Origin of the sequence: Enterococcus sp. DIV1279b (genome assembly GCF_050531515.1) — a bacterium.
GTDB lineage: Bacteria > Bacillota > Bacilli > Lactobacillales > Enterococcaceae > Enterococcus_D > Enterococcus_D casseliflavus.
The window spans coordinates 1,847,292-1,869,769 of the sequence record NZ_CP172891.1; the positions used below are offsets into that span (position 1 = coordinate 1,847,292).

General features: G+C 42.2%; 21 protein-coding genes and 1 other RNA gene. 5 read left to right on the forward strand and 17 right to left on the reverse strand.

What is annotated here, in order from left to right; all coding sequences use genetic code 11:
- Positions 1–56: 56 nt before the first annotated feature.
- Positions 57–467 carry an EbsA family protein gene (locus tag IGI71_RS08700; protein WP_005231379.1) on the reverse strand — a complete coding sequence of 137 codons (411 nt, stop codon included), beginning with the start codon at positions 465–467 and terminating at the stop codon, positions 57–59.
- Between the two features lie 65 nt (positions 468–532).
- Between IGI71_RS08700 and IGI71_RS08705 the strand changes: the two genes are divergently transcribed.
- Positions 533–949: a ribonuclease HI family protein gene (locus IGI71_RS08705; RefSeq protein ID WP_005226128.1), complete on the forward strand. Its 417-nt coding sequence runs from the start codon at positions 533–535 to the stop codon at positions 947–949.
- Here IGI71_RS08705 and cls read toward each other — a convergent pair.
- The 4 genes from cls to IGI71_RS08725 all read right to left on the reverse strand — a co-directional run bounded on the left by cls (position 929) and on the right by IGI71_RS08725 (position 7,886).
- On the reverse strand, positions 929–2,395 hold the full coding sequence (cls, locus tag IGI71_RS08710; protein WP_015509734.1) for a cardiolipin synthase: 1,467 nt from the start codon (positions 2,393–2,395) through the stop codon (positions 929–931). The genes IGI71_RS08705 and cls overlap by 21 nt on opposite strands.
- A 24-nt stretch (positions 2,396–2,419) precedes the next feature.
- The gene (locus IGI71_RS08715; protein ID WP_430615413.1) at positions 2,420–3,562 is read right to left on the reverse strand and encodes a cation diffusion facilitator family transporter; all 1,143 of its coding nucleotides are present in this window, start codon (positions 3,560–3,562) and stop codon (positions 2,420–2,422) included.
- A gap of 277 nt (positions 3,563–3,839) precedes the next feature.
- Positions 3,840–6,482 (reverse strand): alanine--tRNA ligase, encoded by a 2,643-nt coding sequence (gene alaS, locus IGI71_RS08720; protein WP_430615416.1) that lies wholly within the window; start codon positions 6,480–6,482, stop codon positions 3,840–3,842.
- A 351-nt stretch (positions 6,483–6,833) separates the two neighbouring features.
- On the reverse strand, positions 6,834–7,886 hold the full coding sequence (locus IGI71_RS08725; RefSeq protein ID WP_005226132.1) for a DUF7278 family profilin-like fold-containing protein: 1,053 nt from the start codon (positions 7,884–7,886) through the stop codon (positions 6,834–6,836).
- A 70-nt stretch (positions 7,887–7,956) separates the two neighbouring features.
- On the opposite strand from IGI71_RS08725, the gene IGI71_RS08730 reads away from it, so the two are divergent.
- Complete coding sequence (locus IGI71_RS08730; protein ID WP_430615419.1) at positions 7,957–8,400, forward strand: GNAT family N-acetyltransferase; 444 nt, start codon at positions 7,957–7,959, stop codon at positions 8,398–8,400.
- 31 nt (positions 8,401–8,431) lie between these two features.
- Here the strand turns inward: IGI71_RS08730 and IGI71_RS08735 are convergent, their stop codons facing one another.
- A complete protein-coding gene (locus IGI71_RS08735; RefSeq protein ID WP_151195264.1) occupies positions 8,432–9,778 on the reverse strand; it encodes a DEAD/DEAH box helicase in 1,347 nt (448 codons plus the stop codon).
- Positions 9,779–9,836: 58 nt separating this feature from the next.
- Positions 9,837–11,000: a VanZ family protein gene (locus tag IGI71_RS08740; protein WP_430615423.1), complete on the reverse strand. Its 1,164-nt coding sequence runs from the start codon at positions 10,998–11,000 to the stop codon at positions 9,837–9,839.
- A gap of 93 nt (positions 11,001–11,093) precedes the next feature.
- Here IGI71_RS08740 and IGI71_RS08745 point away from each other — a divergent pair, with 93 nt between their 5' ends.
- Positions 11,094–11,420: a hypothetical protein gene (locus IGI71_RS08745; protein ID WP_010748384.1), complete on the forward strand. Its 327-nt coding sequence runs from the start codon at positions 11,094–11,096 to the stop codon at positions 11,418–11,420.
- A 156-nt stretch (positions 11,421–11,576) separates the two neighbouring features.
- Here the strand turns inward: IGI71_RS08745 and IGI71_RS08750 are convergent, their stop codons facing one another.
- From IGI71_RS08750 to IGI71_RS08785, 8 genes are all read right to left on the reverse strand, one after another.
- The gene (locus IGI71_RS08750) at positions 11,577–11,810 is read right to left on the reverse strand and encodes a hypothetical protein (protein ID WP_010748385.1); all 234 of its coding nucleotides are present in this window, start codon (positions 11,808–11,810) and stop codon (positions 11,577–11,579) included.
- The gene (locus tag IGI71_RS08755; protein ID WP_005226138.1) at positions 11,807–12,187 is read right to left on the reverse strand and encodes a hypothetical protein; all 381 of its coding nucleotides are present in this window, start codon (positions 12,185–12,187) and stop codon (positions 11,807–11,809) included. Before IGI71_RS08755 ends, IGI71_RS08750 begins: the two co-directional genes overlap by 4 nt.
- Before the next feature lie 83 nt (positions 12,188–12,270).
- Positions 12,271–12,930: an HD domain-containing protein gene (locus IGI71_RS08760; RefSeq protein ID WP_016609302.1), complete on the reverse strand. Its 660-nt coding sequence runs from the start codon at positions 12,928–12,930 to the stop codon at positions 12,271–12,273.
- A 146-nt stretch (positions 12,931–13,076) separates the two neighbouring features.
- Positions 13,077–14,591, reverse strand: coding sequence for a carboxypeptidase M32 (locus IGI71_RS08765; RefSeq protein WP_213357098.1), 1,515 nt, complete (start codon positions 14,589–14,591; stop codon positions 13,077–13,079).
- On the reverse strand, positions 14,588–15,751 hold the full coding sequence (locus IGI71_RS08770; RefSeq protein ID WP_010748389.1) for a THUMP domain-containing class I SAM-dependent RNA methyltransferase: 1,164 nt from the start codon (positions 15,749–15,751) through the stop codon (positions 14,588–14,590). Before IGI71_RS08770 ends, IGI71_RS08765 begins: the two co-directional genes overlap by 4 nt.
- A gap of 66 nt (positions 15,752–15,817) precedes the next feature.
- An RNA gene (gene rnpB, locus IGI71_RS08775) (RNase P RNA component class B) lies at positions 15,818–16,183 on the reverse strand.
- A gap of 24 nt (positions 16,184–16,207) precedes the next feature.
- Positions 16,208–16,618, reverse strand: coding sequence for a cell division regulator GpsB (gpsB, locus tag IGI71_RS08780; protein ID WP_005226142.1), 411 nt, complete (start codon positions 16,616–16,618; stop codon positions 16,208–16,210).
- Positions 16,619–16,689: 71 nt separating this feature from the next.
- Positions 16,690–17,235, reverse strand: a complete 546-nt coding sequence (locus IGI71_RS08785) for a DUF1273 domain-containing protein (RefSeq protein WP_005226143.1) — start codon at positions 17,233–17,235, stop codon at positions 16,690–16,692.
- A gap of 70 nt (positions 17,236–17,305) precedes the next feature.
- Here IGI71_RS08785 and recU point away from each other — a divergent pair, with 70 nt between their 5' ends.
- Together recU and IGI71_RS08795 are read left to right on the forward strand one after the other, a co-directional pair.
- Positions 17,306–17,932, forward strand: coding sequence for a Holliday junction resolvase RecU (gene recU, locus IGI71_RS08790; protein ID WP_010748391.1), 627 nt, complete (start codon positions 17,306–17,308; stop codon positions 17,930–17,932).
- Between the two features lies 1 nt (position 17,933).
- Positions 17,934–20,255: a PBP1A family penicillin-binding protein gene (locus IGI71_RS08795; protein WP_034857413.1), complete on the forward strand. Its 2,322-nt coding sequence runs from the start codon at positions 17,934–17,936 to the stop codon at positions 20,253–20,255.
- 78 nt (positions 20,256–20,333) lie between these two features.
- On the opposite strand, the gene IGI71_RS08800 is transcribed toward IGI71_RS08795, so the two are convergent.
- Positions 20,334–21,533 carry a hypothetical protein gene (locus IGI71_RS08800; protein WP_347483081.1) on the reverse strand — a complete coding sequence of 400 codons (1,200 nt, stop codon included), beginning with the start codon at positions 21,531–21,533 and terminating at the stop codon, positions 20,334–20,336.
- The gene (locus IGI71_RS08805) at positions 21,533–22,384 is read right to left on the reverse strand and encodes a hypothetical protein (RefSeq protein WP_430615428.1); all 852 of its coding nucleotides are present in this window, start codon (positions 22,382–22,384) and stop codon (positions 21,533–21,535) included. The genes IGI71_RS08800 and IGI71_RS08805 overlap by 1 nt, the downstream gene beginning before the upstream one ends.
- Between the last annotated feature and the right edge of the window lie 94 nt (positions 22,385–22,478).

The window sequence follows — 22,478 nt, forward strand, 5'->3', positions numbered from 1 at the left end:
CCTCTTAAGGCTGTAACGCCAAAAGGAGTGATCGCTGCTTTCTAGATTTCTATGAATTACTCGTTGGTTTTGACCTGCACCCTTTTTTCAGGGATTTTTTCTTGAAAAAAAGTTTCTAACCATGCCACATCTTTTTTACGCAACGTGAAGGTATACGTTTTTTGATGATCGGTAATGCTTATTAAACGGTTTATAATTTGCCATTTTTCTATCTCAGGTAAAGAAATAAGGCTTTTCTTCCATAAGCGCGCATAGCGAATCAGGAGCAAATCATTCCTGATGAGCATGCTTCGGTGAATCCCTAACCATACAAAAAAGAAAAAGACGGCTAAAACGAGGTTGCTTTTCCAATAAGGTCTGGTATTTTCTAACGAAAGAATCAAACTGATAAATAATATCATCATAGTAAACGACCAATAAATGATCGCTGTAGCAGCTTCCGGTTGCCAATACAATTTACGCTTCATAAAAGTTCCTCACAACATAAAATTTCTAGTATACTATCTTTATCATATCAAAAAAGGGTGAGACAATGTTAAAAGTTTATCTTGATGCTTCCACGAAAGGCAACCCCGGCCCTAGTGGCGGTGGAATCGTCATTGTCGGTACTGATCTGCATGAACAAATTGCGTTTCCGCTACCTGATTCAACCAACCACCAAGCAGAGTTCGCTGTGATGGTCAATGCGTTGCAGCTGCTGATTGACAAAGGTTTACAGGAACAGACAATTATGCTCTATACCGACAGCAAAGTCGTTGCGCAGACCATCGACAAGAATTATACCAAAAACCCTGCTTTTTCTGATTATTTAACAGAAATTCAATACTTGTTGAAACAGTTCGCTTTAGCAATCATCCAATGGGTCCCTGAGAGTCAAAACAAAGGTGCCGACCATTTGGCACGCCAAGGATTAGCAAAAGCGATGAAATTAAAGGATCGGAGACAATAACCGAGAGAAGTTTTGTTTGAAGCGCAACCAGTAAGATTGCTTCGCCAAAATTTCATCCGTCAGTAATGTTGATTGTGCCATATCCTCTTCAAAGAAGCCTTTCAACGTTTGCGTGACATCGTGATCGTAGGCGAAGGCATTGACTTCAAAATTCAAGGCATAACTCCGAATGTCTTGATTCGTCGTCCCAAAGGAACTAATGGTATCATCCATCATGACCGTCTTCGCATGGAGGAAACCATTGTTATAGATGTAGATTTTTGCACCACGGCGATGCAAGTAATTGGCATAATGCTGTGTTGCCCGATAAATGAATGGGTGGTCAGGCATACATGGAATCATGATTCGAACGTCTACACCTGAGTGGATGGCAATTTCCAATGCGTTCATCATACTGTCATCAGGAATCAAATAAGGCGTTTGGATCCAAATCGATTCTTTGGCAGCTAAGATCATTTTTACAAAACCGCCTTTGAGAATTTGGGTCTCACTTTCAGGCCCATCAGCGACGATCTGCAAATCAACATTTCCAGAGCGCTCTTTCGGCGGTAGAATAAAGTAGCGATCCTCGTATTCCAGCTGATCCTCTTCTCTTTTTACAGATGCGTTCCAGTCACGAATAAAAATCTCTTGTAGTGTAAAACTGGCAGTACCTACGATTCTCGCATGGGTGTCTCGCCAATAGCCAAATTTGGCCTTTTTCCCTAAATACTGATCGCCGACATTAAAGCCGCCAGTCCATCCGATTTGACCGTCGATCACAACGATTTTTCGATGTAGATGGTAGTTCAATCGTGTGTTGCGGATTAGGTTCTTCGAAGTGATGAAAGGCACGACTTTTCCACCGGCATCAATCAACGGTTGAAAGAATTTCCGATTGGCCTTCGGTGACCCCCATGGATCATAGACCAAACGCACTTCAACACCTTCACGGGCTTTATCGATCAAGATTGACAAGAATTGGCCACCGATCTCATCATTAAAAAACGAATAATACTCCACATGCAGATTATCTTCTGCTTGCTTCATGTCCTCAAACAATGCGGCAAATTTTTCTTTTCCATCTGTATAAAATTCTACTTTGTTTCCTTTCGTCAAGGGCGATTCATCAAGGTTCTTAAAATAGCGCTCTAATAGATGATTGTCATCTGAGTAAGGATGTTCAGGAAAAGAATAATTGTGCACTTTGATGATTTGATTCAACTCATTGATCCTACTTTGGTGGTGCTCACTAAATTTATAAATAATTTCTCCGTCGATCCCCCGACCACAAAACAAGTACAACAAGAACCCGATGCCGGGGATGAATACCAACGTCATCATCCAAGCAAAGACACTTGCAATCGAGCGTGGTTTCCGAAAAACAGTAATAAAGGCAGCGATCGTATTAATAAACAAAAGTGCCAATAATACTGTGGAAATCATGCTCATATCCATTTTTATCATAGTTTCCTCCTATATCCTGTAACCCTATAATAGGTAACTGTGATCGAAAGCAAGCTTCAATTCATAGTCCCCTAGTGTTTCTTTGATTTTTTGTTTCAGCATTTCTTCGATTTCTTGATCACTATACGCCGGTTTTGCGGGAATCACTAAATCAAAAGCCAACAGATCTCCTTTGACCTGAAAATCATGCATCCGTAACTGTGGGTCAACGAAGCGAATGATCTTTGACACTTCTTTTTTTAAATGCCGATACTGCTGATCTTGAATTGGTACGGGATCAAGATGACAGACCAGGTCGACCTTTAAAGATTGGCGAAAATCTTGTTCAATCGCATCAATCACCTCATGCGCTTCCCGTAAAGACCACGTTTCATCCACTTCGATATGCACACTGGCAAAGCGATTTTTCGGTCCATAATTATGAACCAGTAAATCATGGTAACCGAGAATCGTCGGATAGTGATCCAAGCGTTGCTCCATGGCAGCTACTTCTTCTTGGGTTGGGCGTGCCCCTAATAATTCGTTGATAAAGGAACGAATCATTTTGATTCCGCTAATCAAAATATACAAGGCAATCAGACAGCCGACGAAGCCATCGATACGTAGGCCAGTCAACCACTCGATCGTCGCTGAAAACAAAACTGCCCCCGTTGTATACACATCGTTGAGACTGTCTTGTCCGCTGGCTTTAAGTGTTTGAGAGCCGATCAGGTTCGCCAGTTTGCGGTACATCGCTCCCTGCCAGATTTTGATCAAAATCGATAAGACCAAAACGATAAACAATAGTGAGGAAAGACGGATACTCGTCGGTTCCATGATGCGTTGCACAGAGCTAATGAGAAATTGGCCGCCAACAAACGTGATGATCAAAGATACTACAAACCCACTGATGGCTTCAAATCGCTCATGACCATATGGATGTTCACTGTCGGCTGGTTTCGCAGAGATCCGAAAACCGATCAATGTTAAAATAGACGAAGCGGTATCTGAAAGACTGTTGATGGCATCTGCCATAATCGAAACAGACTGGGCAGATAAGCCAATGATAAATTTCCCAGCAAATAATAGTAGGTTGGAAAGCAACCCGAGGCTGCCTGCTAATTTCCCGATGGCTGTACGTTCGTAGACACCATTTTTTTTGCTACGATCTAAAAAAAAGTTTAGCAAATCATCACCCTCTCAAAAAACCATCTTTCTTATTTTACCCCGAAGGAATTCAATTAAACAACTATTCGTATCGTTTTTTCGAAAAAAAAGCGAATTCCCTTCAATTATCAAACGCATTTTCAGATAACACGTAGGAAAAAAGGAAAAAGATAACGGAAGGGTCTCCCCCTCCGTCATCTTCGTTCAAAAAAGGAATGTGTTAAAGACCTACGCTCCTCTTTCACCTATCTTCTTAGAAGGAAAGGAACTCGCGGGTACAGATTCAACCATAGTGTGCTTACTTGGCAGCTAACCACGCTGCTGCTGTCTCAAGTGCTGCTGCGATTCCTTCTGGATTCTTCCCGCCGGCTTGTGCCATATCAGGACGGCCGCCACCGCCGCCGCCAACTTTAGGTGCGATCTCTTTGATCAAATCGCCTGCTTTCAATCCTTTTTCGTTGGCTGCTTTGTTCATGGCAGCTAAAAGATTCACTTTGCCATCATTCGCGGTAGCTAACACTAAAATATCAGAATGGTCTTTTTGTTTCCATTGGTCAGCTAGTTGACGTAATTGGTTCATGTCCTTTACAGTCACTTTTGCTGTGATCAGACGCAGACCATTTACTTCTTTGACATCCTTGAAAACATCCCCTGCTTGCTGGTTTGCTAACTTGCTGGCAAGAGCTTCGTTTTCTTTTTGCAATTCACGCAGCTGCGCTTGCAGTTGTTCTGTTTTGGCAACGACTTCTTTTAATTGGGCGGATTTAACGATCCCTGCAATTGCTTTTAATTGCGCTTCTTCTTCATGCAATAACGTATAAGCTTCTTGACTAGTCACTGCTTCGATCCGACGAACACCAGCACCGATCCCTGATTCAGAAACGATTTTGAAAATACCGATATCCTCCGTATTTGCTACATGGGTTCCCCCACATAATTCGATCGACCAATCGGCAACATTGACGACGCGAACGTCATGCCCATATTTTTCACCAAAGAGTGCCATCGCTCCCATGCCTTTTGCGGTATCGATATCCGTTTCGATCGTCATAACAGGAAGAGCTTCCCAAATTTTTTGGTTGACGATTTGTTCCATTTGGCTCAGCTCTTCGCTGGTCACTTGCCCAAAATGACTAAAGTCAAAGCGCAAATGTCCTGGAGCAACTAATGAACCTGCTTGGTTCGCATGGCTGCCTAATACTTCTTTTAAGGCTTTATGCAATAAGTGAGTCGCCGTATGATTTTTAATGATCTTATTGCGACGATGCTGATCCACTTGTAAGAAATAGTTCACGCCTTCTTTTAGTGGCGCTTTGATTGTAGCAGTATGCAAGAACTGACCGTTCGGTGCTTTTTTGACATCCGTCACTTCCGCTACGATCGTACCATCTTCTGCTACGATCGTGCCTGTGTCCGCAACTTGTCCACCCATTTCTGCGTAGAATGGTGTTTCGGCAAAAATCAGTTTTGCTTCACCTGTCGAAACAGAATCATGTAACGCTTCGGCTTGGATGATCACTAATAATTCGCTGTTTGCTTCAAGTGAATCATAGCCAACGAAACGGCTGTCTACTTTGATATCTGTCAATAAAGCGGATTGTACGCCCATCGAAAGCTCTGTTTGTCGAGCCGCACGAGCGCGGGCACGTTGTGCATCCATTTCTTGTTCAAACCCTTGGTGGTCCACTTTCAACCCTTCGTCTTCTGCCACTTCTTCTGTCAATTCAACTGGGAAGCCGTAAGTGTCATACAATTTGAAAATATCTTGACCAGCTAACGTATCTTGACCGTCTGCTTTTACTTGGGCGATCACTTGATTTAAAATATCTAACCCTTCATTGATCGTTTCATGGAAACGTTCTTCCTCGTTGCGGATCACTTTCTCAATAAATTCTTGCTGTTCTAGTACTTCAGGATAGTAGCTTTCCATGATCTCGCCAACGATCGGTACTAATTTGTATAAGAAGGCAGTATCGATCCCTAATTTTTTCCCATGCATGACTGCACGACGTAATAAACGACGTAAAACATAGCCACGGCCTTCATTTGAAGGAAGTGCCCCATCGCCGATCGCAAAAGAAAGTGCGCGGATATGGTCTGCAATCACTTTAAAGGAGATATCTGTCGTTTTGCTGTCGCCGTAGTTCACACGACCGCTTAAATTTGCCACTGCATTAATGATCGGCAGAAACAAGTCTGTTTCAAAATTGGTTGGTGCATTTTGAACGATGGAAACCATTCGTTCCAGCCCCATCCCCGTATCAATGTTTTTATGTGGTAGTGGTTCATAGGAGCCATCTGGTTGATGATTGAATTCTGAAAAGACCAGATTCCAGATTTCCAAATAGCGTTCATTTTCGCCACCAGGATAGTTTTCGGGATCATCTTCCGCTACGTCATTAAACTCAGGACCACGGTCATAGAAAATCTCTGAATCCGGTCCACAAGGTCCTGCACCGATGTCCCAAAAGTTGTCTTCAATCTCAACGATATGCTCTGTTGGTAAGCCGACTTCCTCTGCCCAAATCCGTTTTGCTTCTGTGTCTTTTGGATAAACCGTGACATATAATTTGTCTGGATCAAAAGCCATCCATTCTGGTGAGGTCAAAAACTCCCATGCCCAATGGATCGCCTCATTTTTGAAGTAATCGCCGATTGAAAAGTTGCCTAGCATTTCAAACATCGTATGATGTCTTGCTGTTTTCCCAACGTTTTCAATGTCGTTAGTCCGAATCGATTTTTGCGCATTGGTAATTCTTGGGTTTTCAGGAACAACACTGCCATCAAAATATTTTTTTAGCGTTGCCACCCCTGAATTGATCCATAACAGGGTTGGATCGTTGACTGGAACAAGGGACGCACTCGGCTCGATGGAATGTCCTTTTGATTGAAAGAAGTCCAAAAACATTTGGCGTACTTCTGCACTGGATAATTGTTTCACGTTATTCTCCTACTTTCTTCTGTGTTCGCTTAAGATACAGGGGCTGACAAAATTGCTGGTAAGGCGCTCTTATTCCTGTAGAGTCATTTTGACGATAAAAAAACACCATTGCAGAGCAAGGACGTCGATACGCGGTACCACCTTGCTTGCAATGATGTGACTCATTACCTCTTAGACTCGTTAACGCGGAGTGGACGGCAACATTTCTGCTGCAGTTGAGCACCAAAGGGAGCAATCCGTCCGAATTCATGTTTTTCTCTCAGCAATGAAAAACTTTCTGTAATGAATCATCAAACCGACCATATCCTTCGTCATTCAAAGTATAAGGAAATGTTTCGAAAAAGTCAATCCTCAAATCCGTTCTTTGTTGATCAGAATCGCTTTGCGGTAACGATAGCTCTGGGGAGAAAGCTTTTGATCTGGCTGCAGCATTTTCCGTGAACGGTAATAACTGGCATATGGCAAGGCATCGAATAAAGGATGCCCACAAATCTGCCAGTTCTCCATTTTTAAAGACAAGCCATCTGTCAGCTCCCACGCATCCGCAAGCCCATAGGTGCAGCCAAATAAATTCGGTTCAAGCAATTCAGCGGTTGACAAAGAGACACCATCGTCGCAGGACTTTTCATTGCCCCAGCGAAAAAGTCGCCGAGTCGCAGCACCGCAAACGTATTCCCATTGATCCTCTGATAGCAGCTGAAAGCCTTGTTTGTCTAACTGCTGTTTCAATTCTGTTTGACTGACGGATTCGTGGGTAAATAACTGATAGGTTTCCGATAACGGCTCGAGTGCAGCAAAATAGCGATTCTCTTCGTGGTAAAAAGCGGGTAATTCCCAACGCAAGCTTTCCTCAAAGGACGCTGGTGCTGTGAATTGTGCCTTTAGCTCTTTTTCGAAAACACTGAATTGATCGACTAACCCGTGAAACTCCCCAGTGATTGTATTTAACTGCCCGATATACCTTGCGCCAGCAGGCAGAGAACTTTTTTGGACTAGCATAGGATCAATCACAGCTTTGCGCAAAGGGCTCGTAGACTCATTGACAAAAATCCCCCAATCCTGGCTGGTTTCTAACTCATAGATTGTTTCCAGCTGGCGAATGATCTCGTTGGGTGGTGACTGCCAATTTTTACTCCAGCAAGTAGCTGGTAATCCTTGCACACCGAGATCCCAACCTAAGATCGCCTCAGAGTTCCCTGGTATAAAGACAAAGTCTTCGCCATCGATCGTTAATTCAAAGGTAGCACATTTCAACCCTGCATACGTCAACTGACTAAAATGGACATCGGTGATCTCCTTTAAAGGACTGACAAAATACATTAAAATTTGCTGGATCAGCTGTTCTTTGATTTCAAAGGACAGTGTCTTCCAATTTGACCATTGTAACGCCTCAAAAAAATCCACGTCATTTCTCCTCTCATCTGCTACAATTACTATATAACGAGTATACCACGAAAAAGGAGGAAAACGACTGATGCTTTATTTTGGACGCAGTCCGTGGATGCTACAAGCGGTTTTCGCCCTGCGGCAAGCCGTTTTTGTGGAAGAACAGCACATCCCTATAGAATGGGAATTTGATGAAAAAGACCAAACCTGCCCATACTATCTTTGGCTAGATGGACGCATCCCGATCGCGACCATTCGCTATCAATTCTCTTCACCGAACACTCTGCAACCTGATCGCTTTTGCGTAGCCAAGGCCTATCGGTACCAAGGATACGGCACCAAATTATTGCATTATCTCGAAATGCGTGGTATCCAAGAGGGTGCCCTCCAATCAGTGTTATCCGCAGAGATCGACGCTTGTGCGTTTTATGAATCCTGTGGGTATCAAAAAACATCTGAACCCTATGCTGAAGATGGCGTATTGTGTGTAGAAATGACCAAACAATTAAAAACAGCAGTCAAGGAAGAGTAGTTCTCTTCCTTGACTGCTGTTTTGGTAAGCATTAGCTATTCGAATTTTTCTTGTTTTTGCGGGCGGTTCGAGTCGTTTGACGACGTTCGATCTTCCGTTTTTCTTTGTTCTTCTTATCAACGGCCCATTGAATTTTTTTCTTGTAGCCAGGCTTGATTTTCTTCTTCTTTTTCTTGACTAAGCCAATCAAGGTTGGGTCTAATTCGTCACGAGATTTTTCCCGCTTTTGCCGACGATTCCGATCGTAAGTCGCAACGATCTCGCCATTTTTGATTTCCTTCGGTTGGAAAACAACCCCTAGATCTTCGATGGCTTGGATTGCCCCTTCATCGCTTGGATCATATAAAGTGATCGCGGTCCCATCCATTTGGTTTCGACCGGTCCGACCAACACGGTGGATAAAGAAATCCAAATCAGCTGGAATCTCAGCATTGATGACATGAGAAACCCCTTCAATATCAATTCCTCGCGCAGCTAAATCTGTTGCGACAACATATTGGTAGTCCAAATTTTGCACTTGGCGCATGATCCGTTTTCTTTCACGAGGACTGATGTCGCCGTGGATCTTCGCTACTTTTAAGCCTTGTTCCTTTAAGTAATCCGTAATTTCATCCACACGGCTCTTCGTGTTGGCAAAAACGATGGCAAGATAGGGATGGCCTGTAGTCAATAATTGATAGATCAATTTATTGGTATTTTTCCCTTTGGTAGAAATCAACCAATTCTCGATCGTATCAGAGATGACTGCTTTCGATTTGATTTCTTCGATCAATGGATTGGCCATGTATTTTTTCAAGAATGGGCGCAATTTCTCTGGAATCGTTGCGGAGAAAACCAGCATTTGTAGTTTCTCAGGCAAACGCCCCGCAATTTGATCGACTTCTTCCAAAAAGCCCATATCCAAGGTCATGTCTGCTTCATCCACGACAAATACATTGGCAGTGTGAACCCCTAACGCTTGTTCGTTGATCATATCCAAGATACGACCAGGTGTCCCAATCACGACATGGGGCTGTTGATTTTGCAGACGGCTCAATTGGCGCTGTTTATCCGTTCCTCCAACAAAATTTGACACACGAATCTCCGGATCATGAAACCCGCCGATCTGTTTTGCGGCTTGATAAATTTGTGTGGCTAATTCACGACTCGGTGCAGTAATCACGACTTGCACTTCATCTTTTTCGGCATCAATTTTATCCATCAATGGCAGTAAAAATGTATGGGTCTTACCACTCCCAGTCTGAGATTGTCCAACAACACTACGGCCTTTTTGGATAACAGGTATCAGTTTTTCTTGCACTTCTGTTGGTTTAGAGAACTTTTTATCAGCAAGTGCTTCATAAATAAATGGTTGAAATTTAAATGACTCAAAAGACATTCAAACACCTTCTTTCTTTTAGCATCCTTTGGATTATAGCATATGTTGCCTTGTTTTCCTAACTTTCTTTTGTAATCGATTGAGGATCGATCGTACTGATAGTATACGTTGCACTGCGGCGTTCATAGAAAAAGCGGCTTTCTTTTTTTATTGCTGCCCACAAGAGATTCAAGTAAAAACCAAACTGGATCAACCCAAAAATAACTACCATCAACAAACTAACGACTAAAAGCAGCATATTATCCGACTCAAGAAACGGAGCGAAGAAGATATTGACCCGACTGATGCTGGCATAAATCAGATAAAACAAGCCATAGCGTTTCAATAACGCCCCCAAGCTGACACGCTCACGGCCTTCTTGCATGATTTTGATTCGTACGAGTTTTTTTCCAATCGTTTGTCCCTTGGCAAGGTAAGCCAACAACACAAAGTACAGCAACACTTCAAGAGCAAAGTACCAATAGTCCCCACTAAAGTCCCGTACCGTCTGTTGAGTGAGCAAACGAACAGCGATCACCACAAGGAAACTGATCACATTCAGTATTCCCCAGTCGATCAACCAAGCAAACACCCTTCGTGTCACAGTCACCCGAGTGCCTTTGGCGTAAGAATCGGCATCCATCTCTTCCCTTGATGGCAATAAGAACGTAAAAAGTGGGGCGATCGTCCAGCCCAAAAGCCCTCCAACTGTATTGACAAAGAGATCATTGACATCGAATAAGCGATACGGACGAGGATAAATAAAATATAGGCCCGTCAACTGCGTTAATTCAAAAAACAACGTCAGGCAAAACGTAATAACGAGTGTTTTTAAAAAGGAACATTTGAAGTAATAACGCAAATAGACCCCAAATGGTAAGGTCAACAATAAATTAAAGAGTGGCTCAAGGAAGACCCCCTGCTTCATAGCGGGAAGATAGGTTTGCGGATCGTGAATGTTTAAGACGGTCTGTTGGACAAAATGTTGCCACGATGCCCCTAACTGCAATTCCATCTTAGGACCAGTCATCTGTGCTACCTCTTCGATCGAGGGCAATGGTAGGATAACTAAGAAATAGGCGCACAATAAATAGAAGACAAATGAATACAGAACCAGTGCGCGTGACAAGATAAAACGACCGTATTTTCGATATTGGATAACAAAAAAAATCATTGATATCGCCAATGCTAGGAAAGGAAAAACCAGCAAGGCAACCTTTATTGGGGTAATATAAGCGGACATAAAGAACTCCTTCACGTTTTCTTTTTATCTTACACGCTATTTCCCAAAACGTAAATTTTGGAGTATCATAAAAGAAAAGGAGGTTAAAAAACCATGTTAAATCCCTATTTTGCCTTTGGCGTACCGGCATTCCTTTTGGTATTATATGCAGCTTTTGCTCTTTTTCGCCGGTCTTCCGATATTCCCTATTTAGGCTTTGTCCTTTTCATCATTGCTGGTTTTCTGACAGGATTTAGTTTACAAGTCATTCAACAAGCCATCAATGAAGTGGAGAAAACATCTCTTGAACACGTGCAAGAAACCCACCTTTACTCGCCTTACTTATTAGCGATTCCATTGATTGTGGGCATTCTTTTACTGATTGTCAACTTGATTCGCGGCTATTTAAAAGTCAAAAACGTTCGTCTGCGGACAAAATAAAAGCAACCTACCTAGAAATACGAATTGATCCTGCTCCTCTTGACGGGAAATGAGATCGCTTCGTATTTTTTTGGTAAGCTGCCTTGATTGCTAGACCCCTTCTAAAGATCCATCCGCCACTTTCGTAGTAAAACAGTTTATCAACTAAAAAAAGGTTTATTCGTCGGCTAGTTCTTCATCCAGGTCTGTCTCTGAGGTATCAGCAAAAGACTCTTTCACATCATCATTGACTTGCTCCAATAAATATTGCCAGTCACTATTCGACACAACCACCACATCGATATTCTTTTCTTCATCGATCAGCTCGAGATTTGAAACATCCTCTCCTAACTGCTGGAATAGGTCGATCAATGTTTGGTCTTGTAGCGTTACGTATTCAGTCCGTTTCATCCTTCTTCCCCCCATGAGTCAAAAAATTCATAAAACAAGATATCGAAACTAGTAAGATCGGTCATCTTTTGTAAAGTAGATAGATCTAAACGAATAAACGCTTTTTCCACTAATAAATAATGGTTTTCTTCCAGCGCTTCTTCGATAAATGGTAAAATCTCTTCTTCATCCCCTAATGTTTCACTAGAGATTTGGTCGATTTGATCAAACAAGCGATCATCTTGCAACAAAAAGAATTGATCGTCGTAAAGATAGACTGCGATTTGATATTGCCGGATGGGTAGCTCAGCCCGAATGACAAAAAAGCATTCCCCTGAATTGGAAATCGCTGGCAATAGTTCATTCGGTTGTAATGCCTGTTGGTAGTACATTTCCATCCCTCCTTTGTACTTATTATTATAAAGAACAATGGAGGAAAAAGGAAATAATCGAATTTCAGTTTAAAAAACTCTAAACAAAGTTAAACATCCCACTCTGCATAGAATTCTTCTAAAAAATCCTTCATGAAAGCCACACGTCGTTGGGCTTCTTTTTTGCCATACGCCGTGGTCATCTTTTCAGGAAGCAAAAATAGTTTCTCATAAAAATGATTGATCACCGTCGTTCCTTTTCGGTAATCTTCATGATTTTGAAACGTCTTTGGGGCTAAGTCACTGACATGGATCGGGTGTTGATGACTGCCACCAAAATAACTCGTCCGTAAAATACCGATCGCACCTAAAGCATCGAGACGATCTGCATCACGAACGACGCGGCCTTCTACCGAGACAACTTGCGCGCCTTGCAAAAGTTCTTTTGAAAAAGACAGATTCTCGATAATAGAAAAAATTTCTTTCGTTTGTGCTTCACTGGCTCCCGCTGTGGTCAAACAAGCTCGCACTTCGTTAGACGCCGCTGTGACATCCGCCACAACTTTGTCATCCACCGTATCATGGAGATAGGCTGCCGCCTGTACGACAAAGCGATCAACTGTCAATTCGTCGGCATCAATGATGGCTTGACTTAACCCAGCCACTCGTTTGACATGATCAAACCCATGTCCTGTGTAATCATTCCCCAGAATACTTTCGGCATAAGCAATTACTTTACTAAGATCGGCAACATTGTTTTCTTCCTTCATTTTTTTCCTTCTTTCGATATGAAAGCAGCTAGCCTTCTTTTTTCGATGGTGATTGATACAAAAGGAAAAGAAGTTCAACAAGACGAGCACCCCATGAAATAATTGGGGCGGCAACGTCTTGCGAAGCTTCTTTCCACTCGTTACTTTTAAGCGAAATCTTGCGTCTCGCTGATTTTATAGACACTAAAATAGATCTTGCGTAAATAGTCTAATAGATATTGAGGATTCAATAATTCATCCGTTGCATCTAAAATCAATTCATTTGGTTTCTTGGATGCACCATATTGATGGATATTTTCAGTCAACCATTTACGAATCGGTGAATAATCATCCGAAGCCAACACTTCATCGACATTGATTTCTTTTTCCATGGCATGGAGCAATTGCGCTGCATACATATATCCTAGAGCATAGGATGGGAAATACCCGAAGCTTGAACCTGACCAATGAACGTCTTGTAAGATCCCTTCCAAGTCATTTTCTGGACGAATCCCTAAATATTCCTCGTATTTGTCATTCCAGATTTTTGGCAGTTCATCGATCGATACGGTTTCATTAAAGATCATTTTTTCGATCTCGTAACGAATAATAATATGAATGACATATGTCAGACTATCAGCTTCAATACGGATCAAGCTAGCTTTTGAGTGCTTTAAGGAGTCATAGAAAGTGTCAAAAGACACATCATCAAACGTGCCTTCCGCACATTCTTGGAAAAATGGGTATTGCTTTGCCCAGAAATTGCGGTTGCTGCCGATAATGATTTCATTAAACAGCGATTGGGATTCGTGGATTCCCATGGACGCCCCTTCATGAACAGGCGTGCCTTCGTATTTCTCATCGATGTTTTGCTCGTACATCCCGTGACCAGCTTCATGAATCACACCGAACAGTCCCATCGAAAAGTCAGTTTCGCTCCAGCGTGTGGTCAACCGTACATCATTGTGGTTGATCCCCGTAGCGAATGGGTGGACCGTATTATCCAAACGGCCGCGAGAAAAGTCATAGCCTAAGTCGGCGATCACTTTTGAGATAAATTTACGTTGTTGCGCTTCTGTCATCTTACGTGAAAGGATCGAAGTGTCTGGCGCTGTTCCTTTTTCAGCCAATTGACGACGAATATCCATGATACCGTCTCTCACTTGTGAGAATACGTTATCCAAGATCTCAACCGTCATATTCGGCTCGTATTGGTTTAACAAGACGTCATAGTTCGTCAGCTCATTTTTCTTCCAATAAGGAATCAATTCTTTCGTCAAGCGAATGTTTTCAGAAAGAGCGTCTTTAAATAAAGAAAAATCTTTTTCTTTACGGGCTTTGAGCCAAGCAGTATGTGCTTTTGACGTAGCTGCGGAAGCCGCCATCGCCAACTCATTGGGTACATCTTTTTGCAATTCATATTCTTCTTTGACTAATTGATACGCAGCTTTCCCTACTTCTGATAATTCATCTGGGTGTTTCCCGAAATAGCTGATCGCTTCTTGGATTGGTTCCCCCACTTTTTTATCAAAGTATAGACCATATAAATAGCTGTCAACTTCCGCACGGTAATCACTGGCTTTTTCTGGCATCCCTGTTTGATTATCCCAGCCTAAGATCCCCATTGCTTGTTGTAATAGATCGATTTCTTTTAATTCTTTCAGAAATACTTGTTCTTTCATTCAGCAGACTCCTTTTTGCGTGGCGGACGTTGTCCCCAGTATTGGAAGAGATCGGTACGAATCGCACCGTTGTATAATTTGCGTTTTTTTGTCGCTTTTTCGCCGTAATGGGTCTCAAAAGTCAAGTCACTGGTCAAAAAGTACTTGCTCCAGGTTTTAAGCGGCCGAAACACTTGGCCCATTTCCTGATACAGTCGCTGAACGGACGCTTCTTCTCCTAAGCGTTCGCCATAAGGAGGGTTAGCCACAACGACACCATACTCTTTTTCTGTTTTAAAGTCTTTAACGGCTTGTTGTTTGAAGGTGATCGAGTCTCCTAGACCGATTTCTTCCGCATTTCTGCGGGCGATCTCAATCATTCGACCATTGATATCCGAACCGGTAATATCTAATTCGACATCATAATCTGCTGCTTCATCTGCTTCTTTCCGTACTTTTTCAAATACTTCTGCTGGGAACCAATCCCACGTTTCGCAAACAAATTCCCGATTAAAGCCAGGGGCGATATTGTGACCGATCAACGCTGCTTCAATGCACAACGTGCCTGATCCACAAACGGGATCGACAAACGGCTTGTCTTTGTACCAATTTGTCAGCATCACTAAAGCCGCAGCCATGTTTTCTTTCAGCGGCGCGCCTCCTTTTTCTAAACGATAGCCACGTTTAAACAAACTAGGGCCAGTCGTATCCAATGTGATCATCGCATGGTCTTTCAATAAAGCGACTTCTAATTGGAAAAAAGCGCCCGTTTCAGTCAGCGGCACACTTGCTGGACGATGGTATACTTCTCTTAAGCGATTGACGATTGCTTTTTTGGTAATCGCTTGACAATCAGGTACACTATACAATTTTGATTTGATTGATTTTCCAGCTACCGGAAATTCAGCATCTAAAGGTAAAAAGTCTTCCCACGGTAACGCTTTAACTTCTTCAAACAGCTGATCGAAAGTCAATACGTCAAATTCCCCGACGACAATTTTGATACGGTCCGCTGTACGGAGCCACAAGTTCGCGGTAGCAATGGTCTCCATCGTCCCTTTAAAACGCGCTCGGCCGTTTTCAACCTCACACTCGATCCCTAAATCCCGTAATTCTTTGCCCACTAGTGCTTCTAAACCGCTCGCAGCGGTGGCAATACAATTAAATGTTTTTTCAGTCATAACGCTCTCCTTCTTGGTATAAAAAAACCTTCCGTTGCTGGAAGGATTCCCTGATAGGTTGTGATTTTCTATAAGCCATGTTTTGTCCGTATTTTCCTCAGGGAGAAGAAAACACTGGGTAATTATCTATCTGCAATTACTTGCCTTCTTGCTCCGTTCATTTCCGTGCAAAAAGTGCCCCTACCATTGTTTGGGTTGCTCGCTCGAGGGGTTTACCGCGTTCCACCAAGACGGTTTCCCGCCTTGCTTCGTCACTGTGGCACTTTCAAGGATACTTTGGCATAGCTTACACCTTAGCCATTTTTCCTGCCGTTACTTTCTCAAGTACCCTAGCTTATGGTTTCGCTAGGCACGAACACTACAAGCATCTCAGCTTGTGCGAGCATGGACTTTCCTCAGCATAATCGAGTTATGCCGCAATTACCCGAAAACCACAACTATCTTTTCTACATTAGATTAGAATTGACGGGTTTTTTCGTTGTCATCTTCAAAATCAGCATTTGTATAGTTGCTGTTGTAGGAAGAAGAACGAGTGACAGGTTCTGATTCACGATCAAGCTTTTTGCCAAACACTTCTTTTTCAAGATTAGACAAACGTTTCAAAATATCAAAGTTTGTAACGGTTTGGCTTTTCGGCGCTTCTTGTTGAACACGAGATGCGATCGCTTGGTTTTTCGACAATTGATCGATTTTCGCTGTCAGACGGTCATTTTCTTCTTGCAGGGCTAAGATCTCTTTGTTGTAGCTTTCGTAGTCTTTAATGATATTATCTAAAAACTCGTCCACTTCAACTGGATCATACCCGCGCATTTTTGTTTTGAATTCTTGTTGCAGAATATCTTTTGGACTATAAATTAAATTTGCCATTATTTACACCTCATTGTTTATTCCAAATGGTTTTCACTTTCTAGACCATTCTATCAAAAAATATACGAAAATCAAAGTAAATTACTATCAAATGTTGCGTTTTGTAGGTCATCCATTGTTATTTGATGAATAAAGTAGGGATTTTGCTCACTATAAGCTTTGGCATCTCTTAAGAAATAATTAGGTTTTCCTGGAAATTCGTCATCATATAACACAAGTGCGCCTTCGGTATGCTCCAGTAAAAATGCCGTGTGATTTCTTAATTGACTGGGGTCTTGGTAAGGCTTATGGCTGGTGGCATTGACATAATCGGCAAATGACTTCGCTGTTTGCAGTGCCTGCTGATTGGTTTCGTTCCAATTTTCACCAAACCCTTCAAAAGGAAAAATAATTCCTAGTTTCAGTTCTGGGTATGTTTGTTTTAATTGTTCAACGGCTTCGGCACACCACAGCTCTGCTCCAAGATTCCCGCTGATCAAGAGCCATTCTAACCCTTCTTCGACATAATTGGTCAAAGTCGACATTATTACTTTCTTAATAACTGCAATCTTGGGATCTTTTGCTTGAAAGACACCTAATTCATAATTACGATAGCCAGTAAAGTATAAGGTTTTCATTGTTTCTCTGGTCATCTCTTTTCTTTCCAAACGACTTTTTGGTATAATGTTGCCTAGGAGTGTGAACAACATGGTTATTCGTTACCCGAATGGACAATCTACTACCTATGATGACGGCAAAAAACAAAAAATGCAAGAGAAACTAATAAAGCCAAAAACGTATGCCAATCGTGGGATGCGTTTTGAAGAAGCGATCAATGAAAGCAACCTTTATTATTTGAATCGGAAACTTGCTGTCATTCATAAGAAACCGACACCAATTCAAATCGTGAAAGTAGATTATCCAAGAAGAAGCGCCGCCGTAATCAAAGAAGCCTATTTCCGTGAGGCATCCACCACTGATTACAATGGGGTTTATCAAGGGCAATATATCGACTTTGAAGCGAAAGAGACTCAAAACAAAACGTCATTTCCCTTTAAAAATTTTCATCCACACCAAATCAAGCATATGGAAGACTGTTTGGAACAAGCGGGTTTATGTTTCGTTCTTTTATGGTTTTCTAGTCTACAACGCTGCTTTTTTCTCGATAGCAAGTGCTTAATTTCTCAATGGCACCTGCAAAAAGAAACGGGGAAAAAATCAATGACACTGGCCTATATTGAAACGAATGGGATTGAAATCATCCCTTCAATTGCGCCGCGTATTCCCTATTTAAAAGCAGTTGATCAATTTTTAACGATGAAGGAGAATGATTAGTATGGCAAATGGATCACAATCGAGGACCTCTCGGCATGATTCTAAAAAAGGTACAGCTAAAAAAGCACCAAAGCCTCCTAAGGCAAAAGGCAAACGAAGCATTGGGAGTATTCTTTTAAAAGTATTTATGGGGCTGTTTTTCTTGGGCTGTATCGGGATTCTATCCGGGATGGGGCTATTCTGGTGGTATGCCAAAGATGCGCCTGCACTTGATGAAACACGTTTGGATTCAACGGTTTCTTCTCGTTTCTATGCGTCAAATGGCGAATTGATCACTGAATTCGGTAGTGAAACCAGAGAAAAAATTACAGCAAGTGAGATTCCTCAACTGCTGGAAGACGCGATCGTCTCTGTCGAAGATCGCCGCTTCTACCAGCATATCGGAGTCGATCCGATTCGGATCGTCGGTTCCGCATTATCCAATGCCACAACCGGCGGTATGCAAGGCGGAAGTACGTTGACACAGCAATTGATCAAGCTGTCCTTCTTTTCTACCAGCGCTGAAGACCAAACATTACGTCGAAAAGCACAAGAAGCATGGATGGCGGTTCGTCTTGAACAAATGAAATCAAAACAAGAGATCCTCACTTACTACATCAATAAAGTATATATGTCCAATGGTGTATATGGGATGCAAACCGCCGCAATGAAGTTTTACGGCAAGCCGTTAGCTGAACTAGACCTTGCGCAAACCGCTTTGATTGCCGGTTTACCAAATGCCCCTTCAGCTTTTGACCCATTCGCGCATCCTGATAATGCGAAAAGTCGGCGAGATGTTGTTTTAGGTGCAATGCTGGAAAATGAAAAAATCACGCAAGCGGAATATGATGCGGCCGTTGCCGAGGATATTCAAGAAGGCTTGCAAGACAATCCGCGTGAAAACCAAGAGTGGAAATACTTTGACAACTACTTTAACGAAGTGATCGCTGAAGTCAAAGAAAAAACCGGCAAAGATGTTTATACAGATGGTTTAGATATTTACACCAATGTCGATATCGATGCACAAAAACGATTATATGACATCGTCAACAGTGACGACTACGTTGATTACCCAGATGATAAGATGCAAGTTGCCGCTACCTTAGTTGATGTCAACACAGGCAAGGTGACCGCTCAGATCGGTGCCCGTAATGTTGATGATGTTCTAGCAAATAACCTGGCTGTCAATGTCGCACGAGACTTTGGTTCGACCGTCAAACCAATCACAGACTATGGCCCTGCCTTTCAATTTCTACAAGATTCCACGGGTAGAATGATTTTAGATGAACCTTACACGTATAAAGGGACGAATATTCCTGTTTACAACTGGGATCGCCAATATATGGGCAATATCACCTTGCGGACTGCTTTAGCAGAGTCTAGAAATGTGCCAGCAGTGAAGCTGTTTGATGAAGTCGGAGCGGACAATATCGCAGACTTTCTCAGTGGTTTAGGAATCGAATATGATACGATCACCCAATCCAATGCGATTTCCAGCAATACGGATAAATTGGATGGCACAAAGTATGGGATCTCCAGTCTGAAAATGGCCGCTGCTTATGCTGCATTTTCAAATGGTGGCACCTATTATGAACCACAATACGTCAATAAAATCGTCATGCAAGATGGCACAGAAGACGAAGAATCCTTTAAAGTTTCTGGTCAAGAAGCAATGGATGATACGACAGCTTACATGGTGACCGATATCTTGAAAGATGTTATTTCTGTCGGTACTGGAACCAACGCGCAAATCGATGGTTTGTACCAAGCAGGGAAAACGGGAACGTCCAATTACACCGATGACCAGCTAGCACAACTGGATACATCGAATGGTGCCTACCCTGATATTACCTTTGCCGGTTATACTCCCTCCTACTCATTGGCGGTTTGGACAGGCTACAACGACAAAATGACACCGATCACTGATAGTAGTACCCATGTGGCTTCAGATGTCTATCGTGAATTGATGCGCTATGTTTCTGCTTCTGTAGAAAACACGGACTGGACAATGCCTGACGGATTGACACGGATCGGAAGAGAGCTTTATCTTGAAGGGACGTACACCCAACCAAGCTATTCAGCACCAAGTTCGTCCAGCAGCAGTTCCTACGTTGAACCAACGACACCTTCTACAGAAAGTAGCGAATCAACACCATCAAGCACAACAGAATCATCAAGCGAAGTAACACCACCAGTGACAACACCTGATGAGGATGATTCATCATCGGTCGTTACGCCTCCTGCTTCTAGTCAGGATCCCGGTTCAACAACACCTTCCAGCAGTGAGGATAATCCTTCCTCACCACCGGACCCGCCGGAACCAAACGATGGTAGTGTCGAATAATGGAGAATCGCAAAAAAACAGTAGATCAAAATCTGATCTACTGTTTTTTTTTAATTCCTGCCATATAAATGTAGAAGCTTACTTTTCAAGCTCTTCAAACAGCAATTTTTTATCGGATAGCTGATAAACTTGATTATGCAGATCGTCAAATAAATGAATCACATTTTCTTTCGTCTCGTTCACTTCAAAAAGAATCTCTTTGGCACGATCATGAATCCCATCGATCCGCATTTCTGTTGTACGGATCATTCGTTCAGATTCGATTTTCGCTTCCTGAATTGTGCGATTCGCTTTTCTTCTAGCAAAGACTAAGACCTCACTGATTTCTGTTTGGAACTGCTCGTTTTCGATTTGTAGGGCTGCATTTTCTTCCCTTAATGCTTCGATTGTCGCCTGAAGCTCTGCGACTTCTTCATTTGATTCGCTAGCTGATACATTTGCAGCAAGCTCTTCTTTTTCTGCCAATTGCTGTTTCAAATCAGCAATTACCTCTTGCAGCTGCTGGATTTCTTGCCGCTTCAAGGTCCATTCAGCGCGTTCCTTTTCGTAAGTTTGTTTCTCTTGTTGCTCTTTTTCTTGCTGAACAGCTAACTTGGCTTCTAATTGCTGGATTTTTACTTCAAGTTTTTCTGTATCTACTTTTGCAAGCTGCTCTTCTAGGTCTTTGACTTTCTTATTCGCTTCTACTAGCGAAGCTTTTAATTCTTTTGCCTCTGCTTCTTGTTGAGCCACTACCTTCTGCTGTTTTTTTAACTGATTTTTTTCTTCCTGTAGTTGCTCATTTTCTAAAATCAATTCTTTGATTTCAAAAGATAAATTTTCAATCATATGATCCTTTTCTTGTTCTTTTGACTCTTGCTTATTTGTCTGGTTTGTACTCAATTCTTTCTCCATACGTTCTCCTTTATCTTCAACGAGTTGACTATCCTTGGCGTAGCTATCACGGTTGCCAGAGGACTTTTGCTGCACTGCTATCTTTTTGACACTTTGCTCTTTCTGCTGATCTCCAGCCACTCTTTGGTGAGAAATCGGTTTTGCGAAAGTTTGTGCGACAGGTTTTACTGCTTCTTTCTGGGTTTTAGGGAGTTCATTGTCTGCTGGTCGATTGGTCTCGTCCTCATTTTTTTCAGGGGTAGCCTTTGCGGACCCTTGATCCTCAACGATTCCCTCTTCTTGATTTGTCTCCTCAAATTCATTCAGCTCTTCTATGGATAATTGATTCACTTCATCCATTAGCTTTTGGGCAGAAAACCAACCTTTGTTTTTCTTTTTCATCATTAATTTTTCACACTGCCTTTTTGTTCATTTGTATTGATCGTTTCACTTTGATCCGTTTGAGGAGTAGACGATATGCTCTCGCTCCTCTCGTTGTTGGCTACTTCTTGAGCATCAGTGTTTGGGAATCTGCATTCTAAAAGGGTCCAGACCCCATTCTCGTCACGAATGATCGTCTGCTCAAAGGACTGATCAGAATCCTTGGAAAATTGGACAGAGAAGGTTCCTTGGGTGATCAGGGGAACGTTCTGCATATCATGGAGTAGACGAGAAAAATTCTCTTCCCATCCGTTTAAGTCATCAATTGATGGTAATTTGCTAGATAGAACAATGGAGATTTCTTGCAAAGGCTGATCAACAAAAATCATCGCTACAGTGCGACCTAGATATGGTGATAACTGATAGGCCAACTCATATTCAGCTGCAAACTGTGCTTCACGATCATTGGAGACGAGTAAATGCTCCCAATCAATCGCTTCAAAAGAAAAGCCGTTCTCAGGATAGGCAAAAATCGGCATCCGCACCCATTCCGTTTGTTCAGTTCTTAGCGCGAAGACTTCCTCTTTCAATTGACTGGTTTCTTCTTGCAGCTTTTGCAAATGAATGCCGCCTGTCAGCTGAAAAACTGTTAGTAGCAAGACACTTACGATTATGGCACTACTGCAGCCCAATAAAATTAGCAGGTGCCCACTGCGCAGGTTGTGCTTAAATAAACGCAGTTTCCTTTTGGATAAAGCATCTGACGACAGCTGCTTTTCAACTTTTCTTAATAAATATTCTCGATACAATCGCCAACCGATGATACTACCTGCTCCAATGGCAAGCAGTATCATCCCAATATAGATAAAAATCACAGTCTCTTCCTTCCATCAAAACTAAAATTCGTTTTATTCATCCATTTTGATACAAACTTAGTCTCGTTGATATGTTGCAAGAAATGAATCATCG